A 16625-nucleotide genomic window follows, 5' to 3' on the forward strand; every position below is an offset into this window, starting at 1 on the left:
CCCGCCGGCAGCCACGAGGGGGCTGTGTGGATGCCGGGGCTCAAGAAGCATCGTCGGCTATTTTCTCACGCTGTGTACCCGGTTTGGAAATCCGGCTATCACAATCGGGTGATCGCTGGGAGGTTTGCCCAGTTAACGCCATGTCACAAGCAGTTCTCATCGACGCCGCGCGGCACCCGACAATCCGTCCGATCCGGCTGTGTGAACGACGCCCATCACCTACGGTCGAGGACTGTGAGCGCAACAACCGCGGCCGACCCGAACCCGGAACGGGCGGGCCGCGACCAGGAACGGCCCGATCGGTCGCCCGGACCACACGCACCGGCGGCCCGGGCCCGCGCGACGCGGCGGCATGTCCGGAACTTCGTATCGGTGACGTCGGTGCCGGTCATGAAGGCCACCGCAGTGATACCGGCACCGATGGTCGCCGTGATGGTCCGGGCGAGCCGACCCGGTCTCAATCGGATGCTTGCGACGGCCGCGCGGGTACCCGCCGGGACCCGCACCCGGCAGGTCCGGCAGACGATCCGCACCCTCGATTATCCGTCGAGGTCGGAGCAGGTGCGCGGGGAATGGGTGATCGGCGGGCGCTCGGGCATCGGTCAGGTGCGCCCGGATCAGCCGATCATCTACTACCTGCACGGCAGCGGCTATGTGGTCTGCTCCACCCGCACCCATCGCGGTCTGACGGCACGGCTGAGCAACCGCACCGGCCGGGCGGTGTTCAGCCTCGACTACCGCCTCGGGCCCCGCTACCGCTGGCCGGCCGCGGGCGACGACACCATCCGCGGCTATCTGTGGCTGCTCGAGCAGGGTTTCGCCCCGGACCGGATCGTCGTCGCCGGAGATTCCGCGGGCGGACATCTGGCACTGGATCTGCTCGGACACAACCAGCGCACCGGCACCCCGCAACCGGCCGGGCTGGCGCTGCTGTCGCCGCTGTACGACCCGACATTCGCCCTCGCCCAGGCCTACCAGCGCACCGGCCGCGCCCGCGACCCGTTCATCGAGGCATCCGGCGCCGGCGCCGTCCTGCGCCTGTACACCGGCGACGCCGACACCGATCACCCCCGGATGCGGGTGGTCCTGTCCCCCGACGACGGCCTCCCGCGCACACTCATCCAGCACGGCGGTATCGAGGTGATGACCGCCGACGCCCGGGCCGCCCACGACATGTTGTCGGCGGCCGGTGCACAGGTGCGGCTGCAGAGCTGGACCGACCAGGGGCACGTGTTTCAGATGTTCGGCGGCCCGGCCGCGCGCGAGGCCCTTGACGATCTGGCCACGTTCATCGTCGGCACACCACCCTGACCGGGGTACCCGCCACCTTGGACTCCGAATAATAGTGCCGGATAGGCCTATTGGCCCGGCATCGTGAAGTAGGACGCCACGTCCAGGGAGTTGACCTCGCCGATGTCACCGTCGGACTTCAGTGCCGCGCTGAGGATACCGCCGGAGCACACGTTGGGCGTGATCGGCATCGGCTTGGTGCCGCACTGGAACGTCTTGCCGTTCATCATCGGAATCACCACCGGTTCGGACATCGTGTTGAGCCGGTCGATGATGGTTTCGCGGGAGATCTCGCCCGTCATGCCGTCGAGAGCCCGCTGCAGGCTGAGAATCGCCCAGTAGGCGGTGACGCCATCCTCCTTGTCGTCATCGACGCCGTACTTGTCCAGAACCGCCTGGAAAACCTTGTAGTCCTCGGACTCCGGATCACGATTGGCCGTCACCAGCACATCGGCCTCCGGATATCCACCGGGCACCTGCTCGGCGCCGTCCTCGCTCACGCAGTTCGACAGCGCCGTGATCGGCAGATCCACACCGAGACTCGCGATCGCCTTGAAGATCGGGGTGCAGAAGGCCTCGTCGCCGACCAGGTGGATCTGACCGGCCCCGCTCTTCACCGCCGACTGGACGAACGGCGTCATGTCGGCGGTGCCCGGCGGCACCGCGACCACTTCGAGTTCGACACCCGAATTGGCCTTGACAATCCCGCCGAGCGATGTGAACGGGGTGGTGGCGATCGGCGCGTCGATCACCAGGACGGCAACCTTGCTGACGCCCTTCTCCTTGGCGATGTACACCGGCTGGCCCAGCAGGCCACCGACGCTGTTGGACAGGGCATAGCTGTTGGGCTGCAGCAGAGTCGTCTGCCCGCCACCGACCGCGATGAAATACGGCATCGCCGCCGGCGAGGTGACCGCGGTGACCGAGTCCGGGTTGGACGGGCTGCCGCCGAGCACCGCGACGGCCGGCGAGCCGACCGCCTTGTTGGCGCATTCGCGGGCCTTGGCGGCCTGGATGTCGTCGTAGCAGATCGTCAGCTTGACCGGCCGGCCGCTGATGCCGCCGAGGTAGTCGTTGATGTAGGAGACCGTGGCGTTGGCGACCTCGGTTTCGTGCGTGTACGCCGGGGCCTTGTCGCCGGTGGTGTTCAGCACAAGCTCGATCGGATCACCCGACGCCGCCTTCGCCTCACCGAGCACCGCGGTATCCGCGGCACCGTCATCGGAGTCGTCGTCGCTGCCCGAGCAACCCGCTATCACCAATGTTGTTGCCGCAGCCGTACATGCGAGCGCCATCGCCCGCTTGCGCCAGGTAACCGTCACGTTCTCTCCCAAGTGCTCAAAGCGCAGTGAAGTACTGCGGCAAAACAATTTTCGACGCCACCGCACCTGGAGCGCCGAGCTGGATGATCCCGACCATTCAGCACATGTGCGTGCTGCTGATTCTGCCCGAAAAACAGAAATTTCCGGCAACTTTCCCGGAATTGCCCGAAGATTCAGGCCGCGGTGTCGCCGCCGAAGTACGCTCCGCGCAGCACCTCCGGCGATTTCCGCAGTTCGGCGGCGGTGCCGCGCAGCGTGACCGCACCATGTACCAGCACCATCGCCTCGTCGGCCACCTCCAGCGCCAACGCCACATGCTGTTCCACCAGAATCACTGCGGCACCGGTGGAATCGGCAATATCCCGGACCACCGGAAGCAGTCCCTCGACGATGACCGGCGCGAGTCCCATGCTCATCTCATCGATCAGCAGCACGCCCGGCTTCTGTACCAGAGCCCGCGCCACGGCGAGCATCTGCTGCTCACCGCCGGACAGTGCTGCCGCCTTGACCTTCCAGCGTTTTCGCAGGGCGGGGAACAGGTCGGAAACCTCGGCGGAGGTGACACCCCCTTCTCGTTCCGAGAGCGAAAGAGTCTCGGCCACGGTCAATCCGCCGAACAGCGCCCGGGAGTCGGGCACGAGGACAAGGCCGGACTTGTTGGTCCGGCCGGGATTTCCACTCGGCAAGGATCGGTCACCGACCCGCACCTCGCCGCCCAGCCGGGGCAGCAGACCGGCGAGCGTGAGCATCACCGTGGACTTGCCCGCGCCGTTCGGCCCGAGCAGCGCGAGCACCGTGCCGCCGGGCACCGCCAGATCCAGACCCCGCACCACGGGGACCTTCCCGTGTCCGGCGACCAGTCCGGAAACCACCAAACTCATGACACGGCCTCGCTTGTGGCGTCCGCCGCTCGTGTGGTGTCCGCCGACGGTCCGGCGACCGCGGTCGCCGGATCCGCAGCACCGGAGGCGGACGTTCCCAGATAGGCCGTGAGCACAGCCGGGTCGGTGCGGATCTGTTCGGGAGTGCCACTGGCGAGCAGCTTGCCGAAGTCGAGTACGTGGATCCGATCGCAGATACTCAGCACCAGGCCCATGTCGTGCTCGACGAGCAGGATGCTCACGCCGGTGTTCCGCAATGCCTTGAGACGCTCACCCAGCCAGGCGCTTTCACCGGTGTCCAGACCGCCCGCGGGTTCGTCGAGCAGCAGCACCGACGGTGTGCCCGCCAGCGCCCGCGCGATCGACACCAACTGCCGCTGTCCCTGCGAGAGCTGTCCGGCCGCAACATGCTGGACGCCGGAAAGGCCCAGAGTGGCGAAGATCTCGTCGAGTTCGGCCGCGTCCGCCCGCGCACCGGCCGGCCGGCCGGACAGCCCCACCGACACGTTCTCGGCGACACTGAGATCCTCGTAGAGTTCGATGGCCTGGAACGTTCGGCCGAGGCCGGAACGGATTCTGCGGTAGGTACTCTCGCTGCTGATGATGCCGATCTCTCCCGATGCCGAGGCCAGTCCGACCTCGCCCTCGCAGCGGGCGAAGCCACTGATCGCGTCCATCAGGGTGGTCTTGCCCGCACCGTTGGGCCCGATGAGCCCGACGATGGCGCCGCGCGGCACCGAGAACCCGACGTCGTCTACGGCGACCACGCCGCCGTACCGTACGGTGACCCCGGACAGCTTCAGCACCACATCGGTATCCGAAATCTCGTGCACAGGAGCCGAATTAGATATTCTTACGCGGTCGGTCCCGGCGGTGTGGGTGAGCGCCGGCGCAGTCTCGGCCGCGCCGTGCCCGGTCACCGATGCCGTATCGGCTGGGGCCGGCGGGCCTCGCCTGATCGTCCTGCCCGCCGCCAGCACCCCACCGGCGATTCCCTCCGGCCGGAAGAGCACCACGACGATCAGTGCCAGTCCGACCAGAAGCTGATACAGGTCGCCGCCACCGGCCGCGTCGAGGCCGTAGTAGAACACCCCGCCCGTGGCGAGAACACCGCCGATCACCCCACCCGTCACCGAGGTCACCCCGGCCAGGTACACCGTGGCGAACAGCAGCACGCTGTACAGCACCGCGAAGGGCTGGAACGAGACATTGGTCTGCTGGTAGGCCAGCAACGTACCGCCGAGACCGGCGATGAACGCGGCAATGCCGAACGCGGCGAGCTTGGTGGCCACCACGTTGACCCCCGACGCCGCGGCCGATCGTTCGTTGGCGCGTACCGCGAGCATCCGGGAGCCGAGGCGGCTGCGCCGCAGCATCGCGACCCCGACGCCCACGGCGATCGCCACCGCCAGCGCGAACAGCCCGAAGCCCGCGCGGGGGTAGTCGCCGCCGGTGCCGACACCGAGATCGATGCCGAAGATCGACGGGTCGGGGACGTCGACACCGCTCGCGTCGACGAAGTCGGTGTTGCGGAACCAGAACGCCTCCAGCGTGTACGCCATCGTCAGCGTCACCACCGCCACGGTGAGACCGCGGATGCGCAACGCGGGCAGTCCGATCACCACACCGATGGCCGCGGCGATCAGTGCGGCGAGCAGCGGCGCGAACGGGAACGGGACGCCCCAGCTGTCGGTGATCGGGCCGACCAGGAACGCGGCCGCACCGGCGATGGCCAGCTGTGCCAGCGACACCTGGCCCGCGTAGCCGGTGACCACCACCTGCGACAGCCCGATGACCGTCATGATGATCGTGGCGATGACCGCCAGTCGCCAGTCGCCGCCGGTCACCATGACCGCCACAGCACCCACGACCGCCGCCACCGCCGCCCACGCGGCCACGTGCCGCGGGTACGGCGCGCTGCCGAGTCCGGAGACGATCACCGCACCCCGCGAATGCAGCGGTTTGGCCCACAACACCAGCACCACCAGCACCACGATCAGCGGCACCAGCTCGACCAGCCCGGTCGAGGGCAGCCAGTCGTACACGCGCGGCAGGTAGGTGGCCTCCGACTGCAACATCCCGATCACCAGACCCGCGGCGACCGCCGCCAGGATCGAGGAGAACCGGCCGATGATCGCCGCGGCCAGCGCGGGCACGATGAACAGCGTGTAGGCGTTGGGCGTGAGCGGCACGATCGGCGAGATCAGGATGCCGGCCAGGCCCGCGACGGCGGCGCCGATCATCCAGTTGGCGGCGGCGATCCTGTCCGGGGACAGTCCGCTGACGTAGGCTCCCGCCTCGCTCTCCGACGCCGCGCGGGTGGCCAGCCCGAACCGGGTGAACCGGTAGGCCGCGGCCAGGGCCAGGGCGATCACCACGATGGTGGCGGCGAACAGCACCCGGTCCAGGGGCACCCGGATGTCACCGAACTCGAGGATGTCGATCGGGAAGATCGCATCGACGGCCGGCCCCTTGGTGCCCAGCCGGGCGGTGGTGAGGGCGGCGAAGATGATCATCACGCCGATCGACGCGACCGTACGCGCCACCGGTGGCGCCTTGCGCAATGGCCGGAACACCGCCAGGTACAGAAGCAGGCCGACTGCCGCGCACGCGATCATCGAGATGACGGCCGCGACCGCGAATCCCGGATCACCGCCGATCTCGATGCTCTCGGGCAGTCCGGGGATCATCACCAGCAACTCACCCTGGCGCAGGTAGGCGTAGGTGTACGCGCCAAACAGGGCCAGCGATCCGGTGGCGAAGTTCATCACGCCGGAGCTGCGGTAGATCACCACCAGTGCCAGTGCGAGGGCGGCGAACACCCCACCCGACCCGAGTCCGAGCAGCAGAAACTGAACGTGGTCGGTCACCGTGACCACCCCGGACTGTCTACGGGCATCGTGGCCGTGTCCCTCCGTAGGCATGAGCAATGTGACGTGAGTCTCACCGTGATGCCAACAGTATCGACCCCGATAGCCTGTTGGCAACGGCGCCCGACTCTTGACAACTACATCGCTTTTCTTACGGCCGGATCGAGCGGCCCCCACCGGGGATCCACTCGGAGACGATCCCAGTCGGGGACCGTCCATGCAATGCCTCGACTCACCCCACCGACGGGGCGCGGGCCATCGCGATCCCGTCGCCGACACCGGCAACGGGATAGAGTTCTCGCAGTTCAGCGAGACGGCCGGCGACGGCGCCGGACCCAGGAAAGGTTCACCATGTCAGATCTCGACGACCTGCTCACCCGCATCCCCGTCAGCGACATCGCCAAGCAACTCGGTGTCGACGACACGACCGCCCGCGCGGCGGTCGAACAGGCGGTGCCGGCGTTGCTGACCGGGCTGCAGCAGCAGACCACCGACGAGGCATCGGCCCAGGGGCTCGCATCAGCGCTCGCCCAGCACCCGGCCGACCTCGCCGAAGGCGACATCAACCTCGCCGACGTCGACACCGCCGACGGCGGCAAGATCGTCAACAAGATCTTCGGTTCCGAGACCGACAACGTCGCCCAGGCATTGTCCGGCGCCAACGCCGCCGCGGGTGTCGACCAGGGTCTGGTGCAGAAGCTGCTGCCGATACTCGCACCGATCGTGCTCAGCTACCTGACCTCCAAGGTCCTCGGCGGCAAGGGCGGCGGCACGAAATCCTCCGGCGGCGACCTCGGCAGCATCCTGGGTTCGGTACTCGGCGGCAACGCGGGCGGCGGCCTGGGCGGCATCCTGGGTTCGGTGCTCGGCGGCAACGCGGGCGGCGGGGCGGCCAAGGGCGGCGGACTCGGCGATCTGCTCGGCGGAATCCTCGGCGGCCGCAAGTAGCCACCGGCCGGTAAAGGTGAGGGCGCGGGCGGCGAACCTCGAAACCGGTGAGATGACAAGAAACCCGGTGAGACGACGGCGTCGTCGTCTCACCGGGTTTCTGGGCTCACAGGCCCGCACTTCACCTACCGTGGTCACATCTCAACCGGCGGTACGGGGCCGATGACCTACGCGCTGAAATCAGCCCCGACCTTCGGCGGTGCCTGGGCCAGCAGATCGTTCTCGTCGGCACTGAAAGCCCTTGAGCGCGACAGGAAACGCACACCCTCAGGGGCCTCCAGGCTGAATCCGGCACCGCGGCCCTTGACCACGTCGAGGATCAACTGTGTGTGCTTCCACAATTCGAACTGGTCACCGTTGATCCAGACCCGCACCGCCGGAATGGGTTCGGGTAGTCCGATCTCACCGACCAGCACGTCGCGTTGGCCGATGCGGTATTCGCCGACCGGGTAGCACATCGGGGCCGAACCGTCACAGCAGCCGCCGGATTGGTGGATCATGAGGCCGCCGTGCAACTCCGATAGTTTGGTCAGGAGTTGCACGGCGGAGTCTGTGGCGGTGACCCGATCGGGAACGTCCTGTTGTGAAACATTCTGTTCTGACACGGATTGTCACCTCTCAATCTGGTTGATGAAAGCGGTCCCGACAGTGACTTGGCTGTAACCCGAGCCTGGACTGCCACCGCGACATCCTCATCGCGGTGACGGCCCAGGCCCGAACAATTCCTTCCCGGACAATTCCTTTCCGGACGACAACTCCTTCCCGGAGAATCAGGGAATCAGAATCCTCCGGACGGTTCTCCGGATCAGAAGAAACCCTTCGCACTCTGAGCGTAACCGACCAGCAGGTTCTTCGTCTGCTGATAGTGCTCGAGCATCATCAGATGATTCTCGCGGCCGATACCGGACTGCTTGTAACCACCGAAGGCGGCGTGTGCCGGGTAGTCGTGGTAAGTGTTGGTCCACACACGACCGGCCTGGATTTCGCGGCCGGCGCGGTACGCGGTGGCACCGTCACGGGTCCACACACCCGCACCGAGGCCGTACAGGGTGTCGTTGGCGATGGCCATCGCGTCCTCGTAGGAGTCGAACGTGGTGACCGCGAGAACCGGACCGAAGATCTCCTCCTGGAATATGCGCATCTTGTTGTCGCCGGCGAACACGGTGGGCTGGATGTAGTAGCCACCCGCGAGGTCGCCACCGAGGTCGGCGGGCTCGCCACCGGTGAGGACCTTGGCGCCTTCCTGCTTGCCGATGTTCAGGTACGAGGTGATCTTCTCGAACTGATCGTTGGATGCCTGCGCACCCATCATCGTGTCGGTGTCGAGCGGGTTGCCCTGCTTGATCTGCTTGACGCGCTCGACGGCCTTACCGATGAAGTCGTCGTAGATGTCGCCCTGGATGAGTGCGCGGCTCGGGCAGGTGCACACCTCGCCCTGGTTGAGCGCGAACATCGTGAAGCCTTCGAGGGCGCGGTCGAGGAAGCCGTCGTCCTTGGCGGTGACATCGCTGAAGAAGATGTTGGGGCTCTTACCGCCGAGTTCGAGGGTGACCGGGATCAGGTTCTCCGACGCGTACTGCATGATGAGGCGGCCGGTGGTGGTCTCACCGGTAAACGCGATCTTGCGGATCCGGTTGCTCGACGCGAGCGGCTTGCCCGCCTCCACACCGAAGCCGTTGACGATGTTGATGACACCGTCGGGCAGCAGGTCGCTGATGAGGCTCATCACGTACAGGATCGAGGCGGGGGTCTGCTCGGCCGGCTTGAGCACCACCGCGTTGCCGGCGGCGAGCGCTGGGGCGAGCTTCCACACGGCCATGAGGATCGGGAAGTTCCACGGGATGATCTGGCCGACCACGCCGAGGGGCTCGTGGAAGTGGTAGGCGACGGTGTCCTCGTCGACCTCGGAGATCGAGCCCTCCTGCGCGCGAAGGGCACCGGCGAAGTAGCGGAAGTGGTCGACGGCGAGCGGGATGTCCGCGGCGAGGGTCTCGCGGACGGCCTTGCCGTTGTCCCAGGTCTCGGCGACGGCGATCTTCTCGAGGTTCTCCTCGATGCGATCGGCGATGCGGAGCAAGATCAGCGAACGCTCGGCGACGGAGGTCTTGCCCCAGGCCGGTGCGGCGGCGTGGGCGGCGTCGAGGGCGAGGTCGATATCCTCGGCGGTCGAGCGGGCGACCTCGCAGAACACCTTGCCGTCGACGGGGGACGGGTTCTCGAAGTACTGGCCCTTGACCGGCGGAACCCACTTGCCGCCGATCCAGTTCTCGTAGCGGGATTCAAAGTTCATCACCGAACCCTCGGTGCCCGGCTTGGTGTAAACAGTCATCGCTTCTCCTCAACAGTGTGGCGCGGACCTGGATGTGATCTGTTACATAGATTAGAGCTGGGGTGGTTGCAGTCACCATGCATTACGTTGCCAACGTTGGGAGAACACGACAACCGCAGGTAAACATCTGTTCAGCACGCCCTGGAGTCATGACCCCGGCGGCACCTGGTCTCCAGACGTGATCTCACGACCCCGCCGTCGGCGACATCCGCGCGGTGGGGCTGCGGCGTGCGCGGCGGAGAATTCGACTCAGATCCCGAAGCGCTTGTCCAGCAATCGAATACGTCCGGCGACAACAGCCCGGTCGGGATGTCCGGGCGGCAGCCGGTGCTCCAGCCTCCGCCAGGCGTCGAGATCGTCGCGGCCGTGCACCGACGTCGTCCACCTGCGCAACGCGGCCACGTCGCCGGCGGCGATGATGCGCGAGCGCAGATCCTCCCGTAGTTCTTCGAGAATATCGACGATGCCGGGGGCCGACGATTCGGCGAGCAATCCGCCGCGGCCGAGCCGTTCGATCGCCGAGACCAGGTCGTCGCCCGAGGCGATCTGCTCGCGGATCCGGCCGAGGTCCGAATCGACGGCGACGGTCAGTCGGTACGGACGGGATCCCACCACCGTGCTGCCCAGGTCCTTGCGAAGCCGGGAGATCTCGGCGCGGACGGTGACCGGGTCGAGGCCGTCCTCGGCGAGCAGCAGCGCGAGCTGTTCGGTGCCGAGGCCGTCGGGGAAGGACTGCAGAAGTACCAGGATCTCGGCGTGCCGCTTGGACAGGTTGCGCACGCCGGTCATGTCGCCGCCTCGCTGCCAGCGATATCCGCCGTCACCGAGCACCTCCAACCGTGCCCCGCGCGGCGCGGGCACCGTGGTTCCCACGACGTGCGGGATGCCCGAGGACCGGCCCGACCGCCGCGCGCCGTCGCGGACGGCGGCGAGGTCGACCGCGCGAGATTTGAGTTCACGCTCCACGGCCGCGACCACCGAGCGGACGGCGGCAAGGGCGAACGGCGCCTCCACCTCGCGCCCACCGGTCACATCGATCGCACCGATGACGTGCCCGGTGATCGGATCGTGCACCGGCGCGGCCGCGCAGCTCCACTGCTGGACCGGTCCGGCGAAATGTTCGGGGCCGATCACCTGCACCCCGCGGTCGACGGCCAGCGCCAGACCCGGGGCATTGGTGCCGACGACGTCCTCGCTCCACACCGAGCCTTCGACGAAGTTGATACCGCCGGCCCTGTCGCGGGCATCCGAGGATCCCTCGACCCACAGCAGCCTGCCGACCTCGTCCGTGAGCGCGACCAGCACGCCGGAATCGGCGATGTCATCGAGCATGAGCGAACGCACGAGCGGAAGGACGGCGGTGATGGGGTGGGTCGCGCGGTACTCGATGAACTCCGGGTGGCTCATCACCCGCGGGTCGTCGGGACTGGTTATCCCAGGATCGACGCCATTGTGCATGGATCGGGCCCAGGAGTCGCGGACCACGGTGCGGACGGCGTCGGATGACGGCGTGACACCGGACAGAAAATCCTCGTAAGCGCGCCGAACACGCGAAGGCCCCGCACCGGGATCACTCACATCCACTCACCGACTTCGTCATCATGTCCAATTGTGCCGTGACACTGTGATGCAGGCAACGATAACCCGGACGATGTGGGGACCTTGTCCCATTGCCCTCCTGCCGCTGCCCGGAATACCGGCGTGATCAGCGCACGGTTGCACGTACTTGATCCCGAAGATACCCGTCCGCATCGGTCTCGCCGCACGTCATCGTCGATGTTTCATGTGAAACATCGACGATGCGTCGCACACGAGGCGTCATCGACCACGGTGTCACAGAGCGATGTCTCGGGTCATACACGCGACGCCGGTCACATCACCCGAACGGGTGCCCGGCAGGGCAGAATGAGAGGCGACATCCGGGAGAGAGGCACACCGATGAAGACCGTGTTGAACGTGATCTGGCTGCTGTTGGCGGGGTTCTGGATGGCGATCGGCTACGCCGTGGCGGGCGTCATCTGTGTCATCTTCATCATCACCATTCCGTTCGGCATCGCCAGCTTCCGGATGGCGAACTACGCCCTGTGGCCGTTCGGCCGCACCGTGGTGCGCCACCCCGAGGCCGGCACGATGTCGATGGTCGGCAACATCATCTGGCTGCTGGTCGCGGGCATCTGGCTGGCGATCGGTCATATCACCACCGGCATCGCGTTGTGCCTGACCGTCATCGGTATCCCGCTGGGGATCGCCTCGTTCAAGATGGTGCCGGTGTCGCTGTTGCCACTGGGCGCCGAGATCGTGCCCAGCGACTCCCCCGCGGCCACCGGTTATCCCCCGCAGCAGTTTGGGGCGCCCCAGCAGTACCGGTAGCGCGATATCGGTAACGGCACCGACCGGTCCTACCGCGCCCGGTCGGCCACCCGGCGCCGTTCGAGCCCGTCGATGATCAGCTCGAGCCCCGGGTCGAACTCGTTGCCGAAGGAGTATCCGGGCAGGCAGACACGCCCGGTCGCGTACTCACTGAGGTAGCGCAACTCCCCGTCCGGTACTGCGGTGAGCATCTCGCCGACGACCTCGGTGCGCTCGGTGTCCCCGCCGAACGGCAGCGCGAGTTCCTGGACGAGGAATCCGTACAGGTAGGCGTCGAGCACGGCGAATGCCGCACCCGCCGCCTCGAGTGTGAATCCGGCCTCGCGCAGGCAGCCCAGAACGGCGTCGTGGTGCCGCATCGTCGCGTACCCGGCGCCCCGGCGCGAATCCATCAGGCCGACCGCCCACGGATGACGGGTCAGCACCTCGCGCCCCGAATGGCAGCGGCGGCGCAGCTCCTGCGCCCACGGCGCACCGATCCGCGGGGTGTACATCTCGTCGAAGACGGCGTCGACGAGCGCGTCGAGAATCGCGTCCTTGTTGGCGACGTGGTGGTACAGCGACATGGCCTCGACACCGAGGCCGCGGGCGATGGCGCGCATGGTGACCGCGCCGAGCCCGTCGGCGTCGGCGATGGCCATCGCGCCACCGACGATGTCGGCGCGCGTCAGCGGTGTCGAGCGCGAGTTTCCGGACATGTCGCACCTTTCCCACGATTGACGCCCTTACTTTGTAAGGGTAGCTTGAGCCGCATGCCTTACAAAGTAAGGGTGTTTCGGACGGACGGCGAGGCGACGATGCAGGACCCACCCACACAGGCGACCGCGACGATGCGGGCGATCGTTCAGCGCCGATACGGCGGCAGCGAAACCTTCGAGATCACCCGGCTGGCCCGGCCCGAGCCGGGTCCCGGTGAGGTTCTCGTCCGGACGCGGGCTGCGGCCATCGACCGGGGCACCTGGCATCTGATGGCCGGTCTGCCGCTCATCGCCCGGCCCGCGATCGGAATGCGCAGGCCCAGGACGCCGATCCCCGGCCGCGACATCGCCGGGACGATCGCCGCAGTGGGCCCGGGGGTCACCGGATTCACCTGCGGTGATGAGGTGATCGGCACCGCCGACGGCTCACTGGCCGAATACGCGACGGTCCCGCTCACCCGGCTCGCGGTGGCACCGTCGGCGGCCGCCCCGGCGCAGGCCGCCGCCCTGCCGATCTCGGGGCTCACCGCACTGCAGGCCGTCCGCACCGGACGCATCGCCCCGGGTGGCCGCGTGCTGGTCACCGGCGCATCCGGTGGGGTCGGCTCGTACGCGGTGCAGATCGCCACGGCCGCGGGAGCCGAGGTCATCGCGGCGGCGTCCGGACCCAAGGAGGACTTCGTGCGGTCACTCGGCGCGAGCGGCTTCATCGACTACACCGCCGGCCCGATCGACCGCACGGGCGCCCGGTTCGACACCGTCATCGACATCGCCGGGTATCTGCCGGTCCGCAGGCTGCGGCGGATGCTCACCAACCGGGGCACGCTGGTCGTCGTCGGCGCCGAGACCGGCGGCCGCTGGACCGACGGCGTGCAGCGGCAGCTGTACGCGGGCGTCACCTCGCTGTTCGTGCGCCACCGCCTCACCGGCTTGGTCAGCAAGGAGACCGGCGCCGACATCGCCGAACTCGCGGCGATGGTCGACGACGGCCGCATCCGGCCCGCCGTCGACAAGGTGTTCGCCCTCGACGACGCCGCGCGGGCGATGGACTACCTGCTGTCCGGGGCGGCCCGCGGCAAGATCGTGGTCACCCTCGATCGCTGAGCGGGCCGCCGATCACGCCGCCGCCACCCGATCCAGCCAGCGCGAGAACACTGCGGCGGCAGCGGCCTCCAGGGCCGGCCGCGCCGTCGCCGCATCGTCGCGAATGGCCTGGGGATCGATCCCCGACGCCGCCAACTCACCGGCATGGCCGATGAGCCAGCGCTCGATGAGACCGCACTCCACCTCCAGGTGAAACTGCAGTGCCAACACCCGATCACCCGTCGGCCCGCCGACTGCGAAGGCCTGGTTGGGAAACCCCGGCGTCGATGCCAGCAACGCCGCTCCGTCGGGCACGAGGAACTCGTCGCCGTGCCAGTGCAGGACGTCGACCCCGGCCAGCGGCGCGAGCACCGACCGGGACCCCTCATCGGTCAATTCGAGTTCGGAGAATCCGATCTCCTTGCGTCCCGTCGGTCGCACCCGCGCACCCAGCGCCGCGGCGATGAGTTGTGCACCGAGGCAGATACCCAGGACGGGACGCCCGGCGTCGATCCACTCCCGCAGAGCCGCGGTCTCGTCGACGAGAAAGGGATACCCGGCGGCGTCACCCACCCCGATCGGGCCACCGAGGACGATGAGCAGGTCGGAATCGTCGGCCTCGGACAGCACACCGCCGGGGCCCGGATCATCGACTCCCGGTTCGATAACTCTGATGCGATAGCCCCGCTCGATGAGCAGTGGCGCGAGGAGTCCTGCATCCTCGAACATCAGGTGCCGGACGACGTATGCGGTACTCACACGCACGGACACTACGCCGAGCGTGACACATCAGCCGGGCAGCCGGCCCCAACCTCGTTGGGCGGCCGGTACCACCGGGTCGACGATGTGCGCGGGTGTGATGTTCTGCCGCGTCGTTCTCGCTCGCGTCCGCCTACGGCCCTTCCTGGCCCGCGGCCTCATCATCTTCCCCGTCGAGACTCCGGTATGCACGCACCGCCGCACCGACCGAGGCGTATACGTGGTCCGGATCGAGTCCGGCCAACACACCCTCGGTGAGCAGCGCCGATTGCAGTTCGGGATCGACCCCGGCGAGCACGAAGTGGGCGCCGTGCGAGTGCACGTAGTCGATGAGCGATCCGAGCATCGTCGACGCCGAATAGTCGACGTCACCGATGGCCGTGCAGTCCAGGACGAGCCAGCGCACCGGGGTGGGCGCCGATCGCAGCAGGCTCTGCACATCCTCGGAGAAGCGACTCGCGTTGGCGTAGAAGAGGTCGGCGTCGTAGCGGAAGATGATCAGCCCCGGCAACGATTGCAGGCCGGGCCGTGCGGGCAGGAAGCTGCGGGTACCCCGGTCATTCACCCCGATCACGAAGCGTTCGGGGCGATACTGCCGCCGGATCAGCGCCAGCAGCGACACCGTCATCGCCGCGACGATGCCGGTCTGCACGCCGAACACGATCACGACCACCGCCGCGAACACCGCGATGGCCAGCTCGGATCTGCGTACCCGGCCGATCCGCACAAATTCGCGGACATCGATGAGTTTGGCCGCGACCACGAACACGATCGCGCCGAGTACCGCGTGCGGCAGATGGGCGAGTGCGTCGCTGAGCAGCGTCACCACCAGCAGCGTCGCGGCCGCCATGGTCAGATTGGCCACCTGGCTGTGCGCTCGCTGCTCATCGAGTACCTCTGTTTTGGTCGGGCTGCCGTTGACGACGAAGCCACCGCTGAGCCCAGCGGTGACATTGGCCCCGGCCAAACCGAGAATGTCCCGGTTCACGTCGGCCGATTCACCTCGACGCTGCGCGAATCCGCGTGCGGTCGCGGCGCTTTGCGCCAGGATCACGATGGTGCACCCGAATGCGATCGACACCGCGGTGACCGCGTCGGACAAGCCCAGCCCGTCCGGCGGACCCAGCTCGGGAAGCCCGGCGTCCACCTTTCCGACGACCGCGACCTCCTCACCCCAGCCGAAAATCCACACCAGCGCGATGGCCGTGGTCACCAACACGAAGGGTATCGGCAGGCGTGGCGCGATTCGCCGGCCGGCGACCAGCACCAGCAGTGATATGGCGGCGAGAAGCGCGTCCCACCAATCGATGTCGTCGATCGCCCGGACGATCTCCCACCACCGGTTCCAGATCTGGTCGGCGTGGCCGTCGGGGATGCCGAGCATCGTCGGCAGCTGGCCTGTCATCACGGTGATCGCGGTGCCGGTAAGGAATCCCGTGAGTACCGCGGTGGACAGGAAATCGCCGAGAAACCCCAGGCGCAAGATCCACGCCGCGAACAGCATCACCCCGGTCACCAGGGCGATCAGGCACGCCCACTGCAGCCACTGGTCCGAACCGGCCCGCAGCCCGGCCACCCCGAGCCCGGCGATGCCCGACGACAACAGCGCGGCGGTGGCGGAGTCGGCCCCCACCACCATCAACCGCGACGACCCGACGAGTGCGAACACGATGGCGGGCAGGATGATCGTGTAAAGACCCGCTACGACCGGCACCTGGGCGATGGCGCCGTACCCCAGACATTCGGGAATCGCGATGGCCGCCAGTGTCACACCGGCGAGCACGTCCCGGCCGAGCCAGCGCACCCGGTAACCGACGAGTGACGGCGGTGTCAGGGAATTCAGCAGCCCCCGGTCAAGCAGGTCCCGAACCCGGCTGCCCGGTTTCCCGAATGCCGGGCCGGACCTGTTATCCTCGCTCACTCACCGGACGTTACGCCGGAAATCCGGCGGACGACCAGGGCCCGGCGCCCTTGCCGTTCAGTCGATCTGCCGTTCAGCCGACCTCGGCGACGGCCTCCGGGCCGCCGGGACCGGTTGGTCCCCGGCGGACCCGACGGCCGTCGCGTCTGCGGAT

General features: G+C 67.7%; 13 protein-coding genes. 4 read left to right on the top strand and 9 right to left on the bottom strand.

Annotated features, from left to right (window positions below):
- The first annotated feature begins 234 nt into the window (after positions 1-234).
- Positions 235-1311, top strand: coding sequence for an alpha/beta hydrolase (locus GII31_RS22200; protein WP_246222009.1), 1077 nt, complete (start codon positions 235-237; stop codon positions 1309-1311).
- 47 nt (positions 1312-1358) lie between these two features.
- Here GII31_RS22200 and GII31_RS22205 read toward each other — a convergent pair whose 3' ends face one another.
- The 3 genes from GII31_RS22205 to GII31_RS22215 all read right to left on the bottom strand — a co-directional run bounded on the left by GII31_RS22205 (position 1359) and on the right by GII31_RS22215 (position 6363).
- Positions 1359-2612: an ABC transporter substrate-binding protein gene (locus GII31_RS22205; RefSeq protein ID WP_213245572.1), complete on the bottom strand. Its 1254-nt coding sequence runs from the start codon at positions 2610-2612 to the stop codon at positions 1359-1361.
- A 173-nt stretch (positions 2613-2785) separates the two neighbouring features.
- Positions 2786-3493 carry an ABC transporter ATP-binding protein gene (locus tag GII31_RS22210; protein WP_213245574.1) on the bottom strand — a complete coding sequence of 236 codons (708 nt, stop codon included), beginning with the start codon at positions 3491-3493 and terminating at the stop codon, positions 2786-2788.
- Positions 3490-6363: a branched-chain amino acid ABC transporter permease/ATP-binding protein gene (locus GII31_RS22215; protein WP_213245576.1), complete on the bottom strand. Its 2874-nt coding sequence runs from the start codon at positions 6361-6363 to the stop codon at positions 3490-3492. Before GII31_RS22215 ends, GII31_RS22210 begins: the two co-directional genes overlap by 4 nt.
- Positions 6364-6714: 351 nt before the next feature.
- Here GII31_RS22215 and GII31_RS22220 point away from each other — a divergent pair, with 351 nt between their 5' ends.
- Positions 6715-7311: a DUF937 domain-containing protein gene (locus GII31_RS22220; RefSeq protein WP_213245578.1), complete on the top strand. Its 597-nt coding sequence runs from the start codon at positions 6715-6717 to the stop codon at positions 7309-7311.
- A 167-nt stretch (positions 7312-7478) separates the two neighbouring features.
- Here GII31_RS22220 and GII31_RS22225 read toward each other — a convergent pair whose 3' ends face one another.
- The 3 genes from GII31_RS22225 to GII31_RS22235 all read right to left on the bottom strand — a co-directional run bounded on the left by GII31_RS22225 (position 7479) and on the right by GII31_RS22235 (position 11218).
- Complete coding sequence (locus tag GII31_RS22225) at positions 7479-7916, bottom strand: DUF779 domain-containing protein (protein ID WP_213245580.1); 438 nt, start codon at positions 7914-7916, stop codon at positions 7479-7481.
- A gap of 200 nt (positions 7917-8116) precedes the next feature.
- On the bottom strand, positions 8117-9640 hold the full coding sequence (gene exaC / locus GII31_RS22230) for an acetaldehyde dehydrogenase ExaC (RefSeq protein ID WP_213245582.1): 1524 nt from the start codon (positions 9638-9640) through the stop codon (positions 8117-8119).
- A 249-nt stretch (positions 9641-9889) separates the two neighbouring features.
- Positions 9890-11218 carry a sigma-54-dependent transcriptional regulator family protein gene (locus tag GII31_RS22235; RefSeq protein ID WP_213245584.1) on the bottom strand — a complete coding sequence of 443 codons (1329 nt, stop codon included), beginning with the start codon at positions 11216-11218 and terminating at the stop codon, positions 9890-9892.
- Positions 11219-11578: 360 nt separating this feature from the next.
- On the opposite strand from GII31_RS22235, the gene GII31_RS22240 reads away from it, so the two are divergent.
- Complete coding sequence (locus GII31_RS22240) at positions 11579-12010, top strand: YccF domain-containing protein (RefSeq protein WP_213245586.1); 432 nt, start codon at positions 11579-11581, stop codon at positions 12008-12010.
- Positions 12011-12039: 29 nt separating this feature from the next.
- On the opposite strand, the gene GII31_RS22245 is transcribed toward GII31_RS22240, so the two are convergent.
- Complete coding sequence (locus tag GII31_RS22245; protein WP_213245588.1) at positions 12040-12708, bottom strand: TetR/AcrR family transcriptional regulator; 669 nt, start codon at positions 12706-12708, stop codon at positions 12040-12042.
- 72 nt (positions 12709-12780) lie between these two features.
- Here GII31_RS22245 and GII31_RS22250 point away from each other — a divergent pair, with 72 nt between their 5' ends.
- Positions 12781-13812, top strand: coding sequence for an NAD(P)-dependent alcohol dehydrogenase (locus GII31_RS22250; RefSeq protein ID WP_246222010.1), 1032 nt, complete (start codon positions 12781-12783; stop codon positions 13810-13812).
- A 12-nt stretch (positions 13813-13824) separates the two neighbouring features.
- On the opposite strand, the gene GII31_RS22255 is transcribed toward GII31_RS22250, so the two are convergent.
- Together GII31_RS22255 and GII31_RS22260 are read right to left on the bottom strand one after the other, a co-directional pair.
- Positions 13825-14550: a glutamine amidotransferase gene (locus GII31_RS22255; RefSeq protein ID WP_213245590.1), complete on the bottom strand. Its 726-nt coding sequence runs from the start codon at positions 14548-14550 to the stop codon at positions 13825-13827.
- A 133-nt stretch (positions 14551-14683) separates the two neighbouring features.
- Positions 14684-16411, bottom strand: coding sequence for a SulP family inorganic anion transporter (locus tag GII31_RS22260; protein WP_246222368.1), 1728 nt, complete (start codon positions 16409-16411; stop codon positions 14684-14686).
- Positions 16412-16625 lie beyond the last annotated feature (214 nt).

The sequence above is a fragment of the Gordonia pseudamarae genome (assembly GCF_025273675.1).
Lineage (GTDB): Bacteria > Actinomycetota > Actinomycetes > Mycobacteriales > Mycobacteriaceae > Gordonia > Gordonia pseudamarae.

Coding starts and splice junctions, on each gene's coding strand:
- GII31_RS22210 (WP_213245574.1), bottom strand. CDS start 3,493: ATGAGTTTGGTGGTTTCCGGACTGGTCGCCGGACACGGGAAGGTCCCC.
- GII31_RS22220 (WP_213245578.1), top strand. CDS start 6,715: ATGTCAGATCTCGACGACCTGCTCACCCGCATCCCCGTCAGCGACATC.
- exaC (WP_213245582.1), bottom strand. CDS start 9,640: ATGACTGTTTACACCAAGCCGGGCACCGAGGGTTCGGTGATGAACTTT.
- GII31_RS22240 (WP_213245586.1), top strand. CDS start 11,579: ATGAAGACCGTGTTGAACGTGATCTGGCTGCTGTTGGCGGGGTTCTGG.
- GII31_RS22245 (WP_213245588.1), bottom strand. CDS start 12,708: ATGTCCGGAAACTCGCGCTCGACACCGCTGACGCGCGCCGACATCGTC.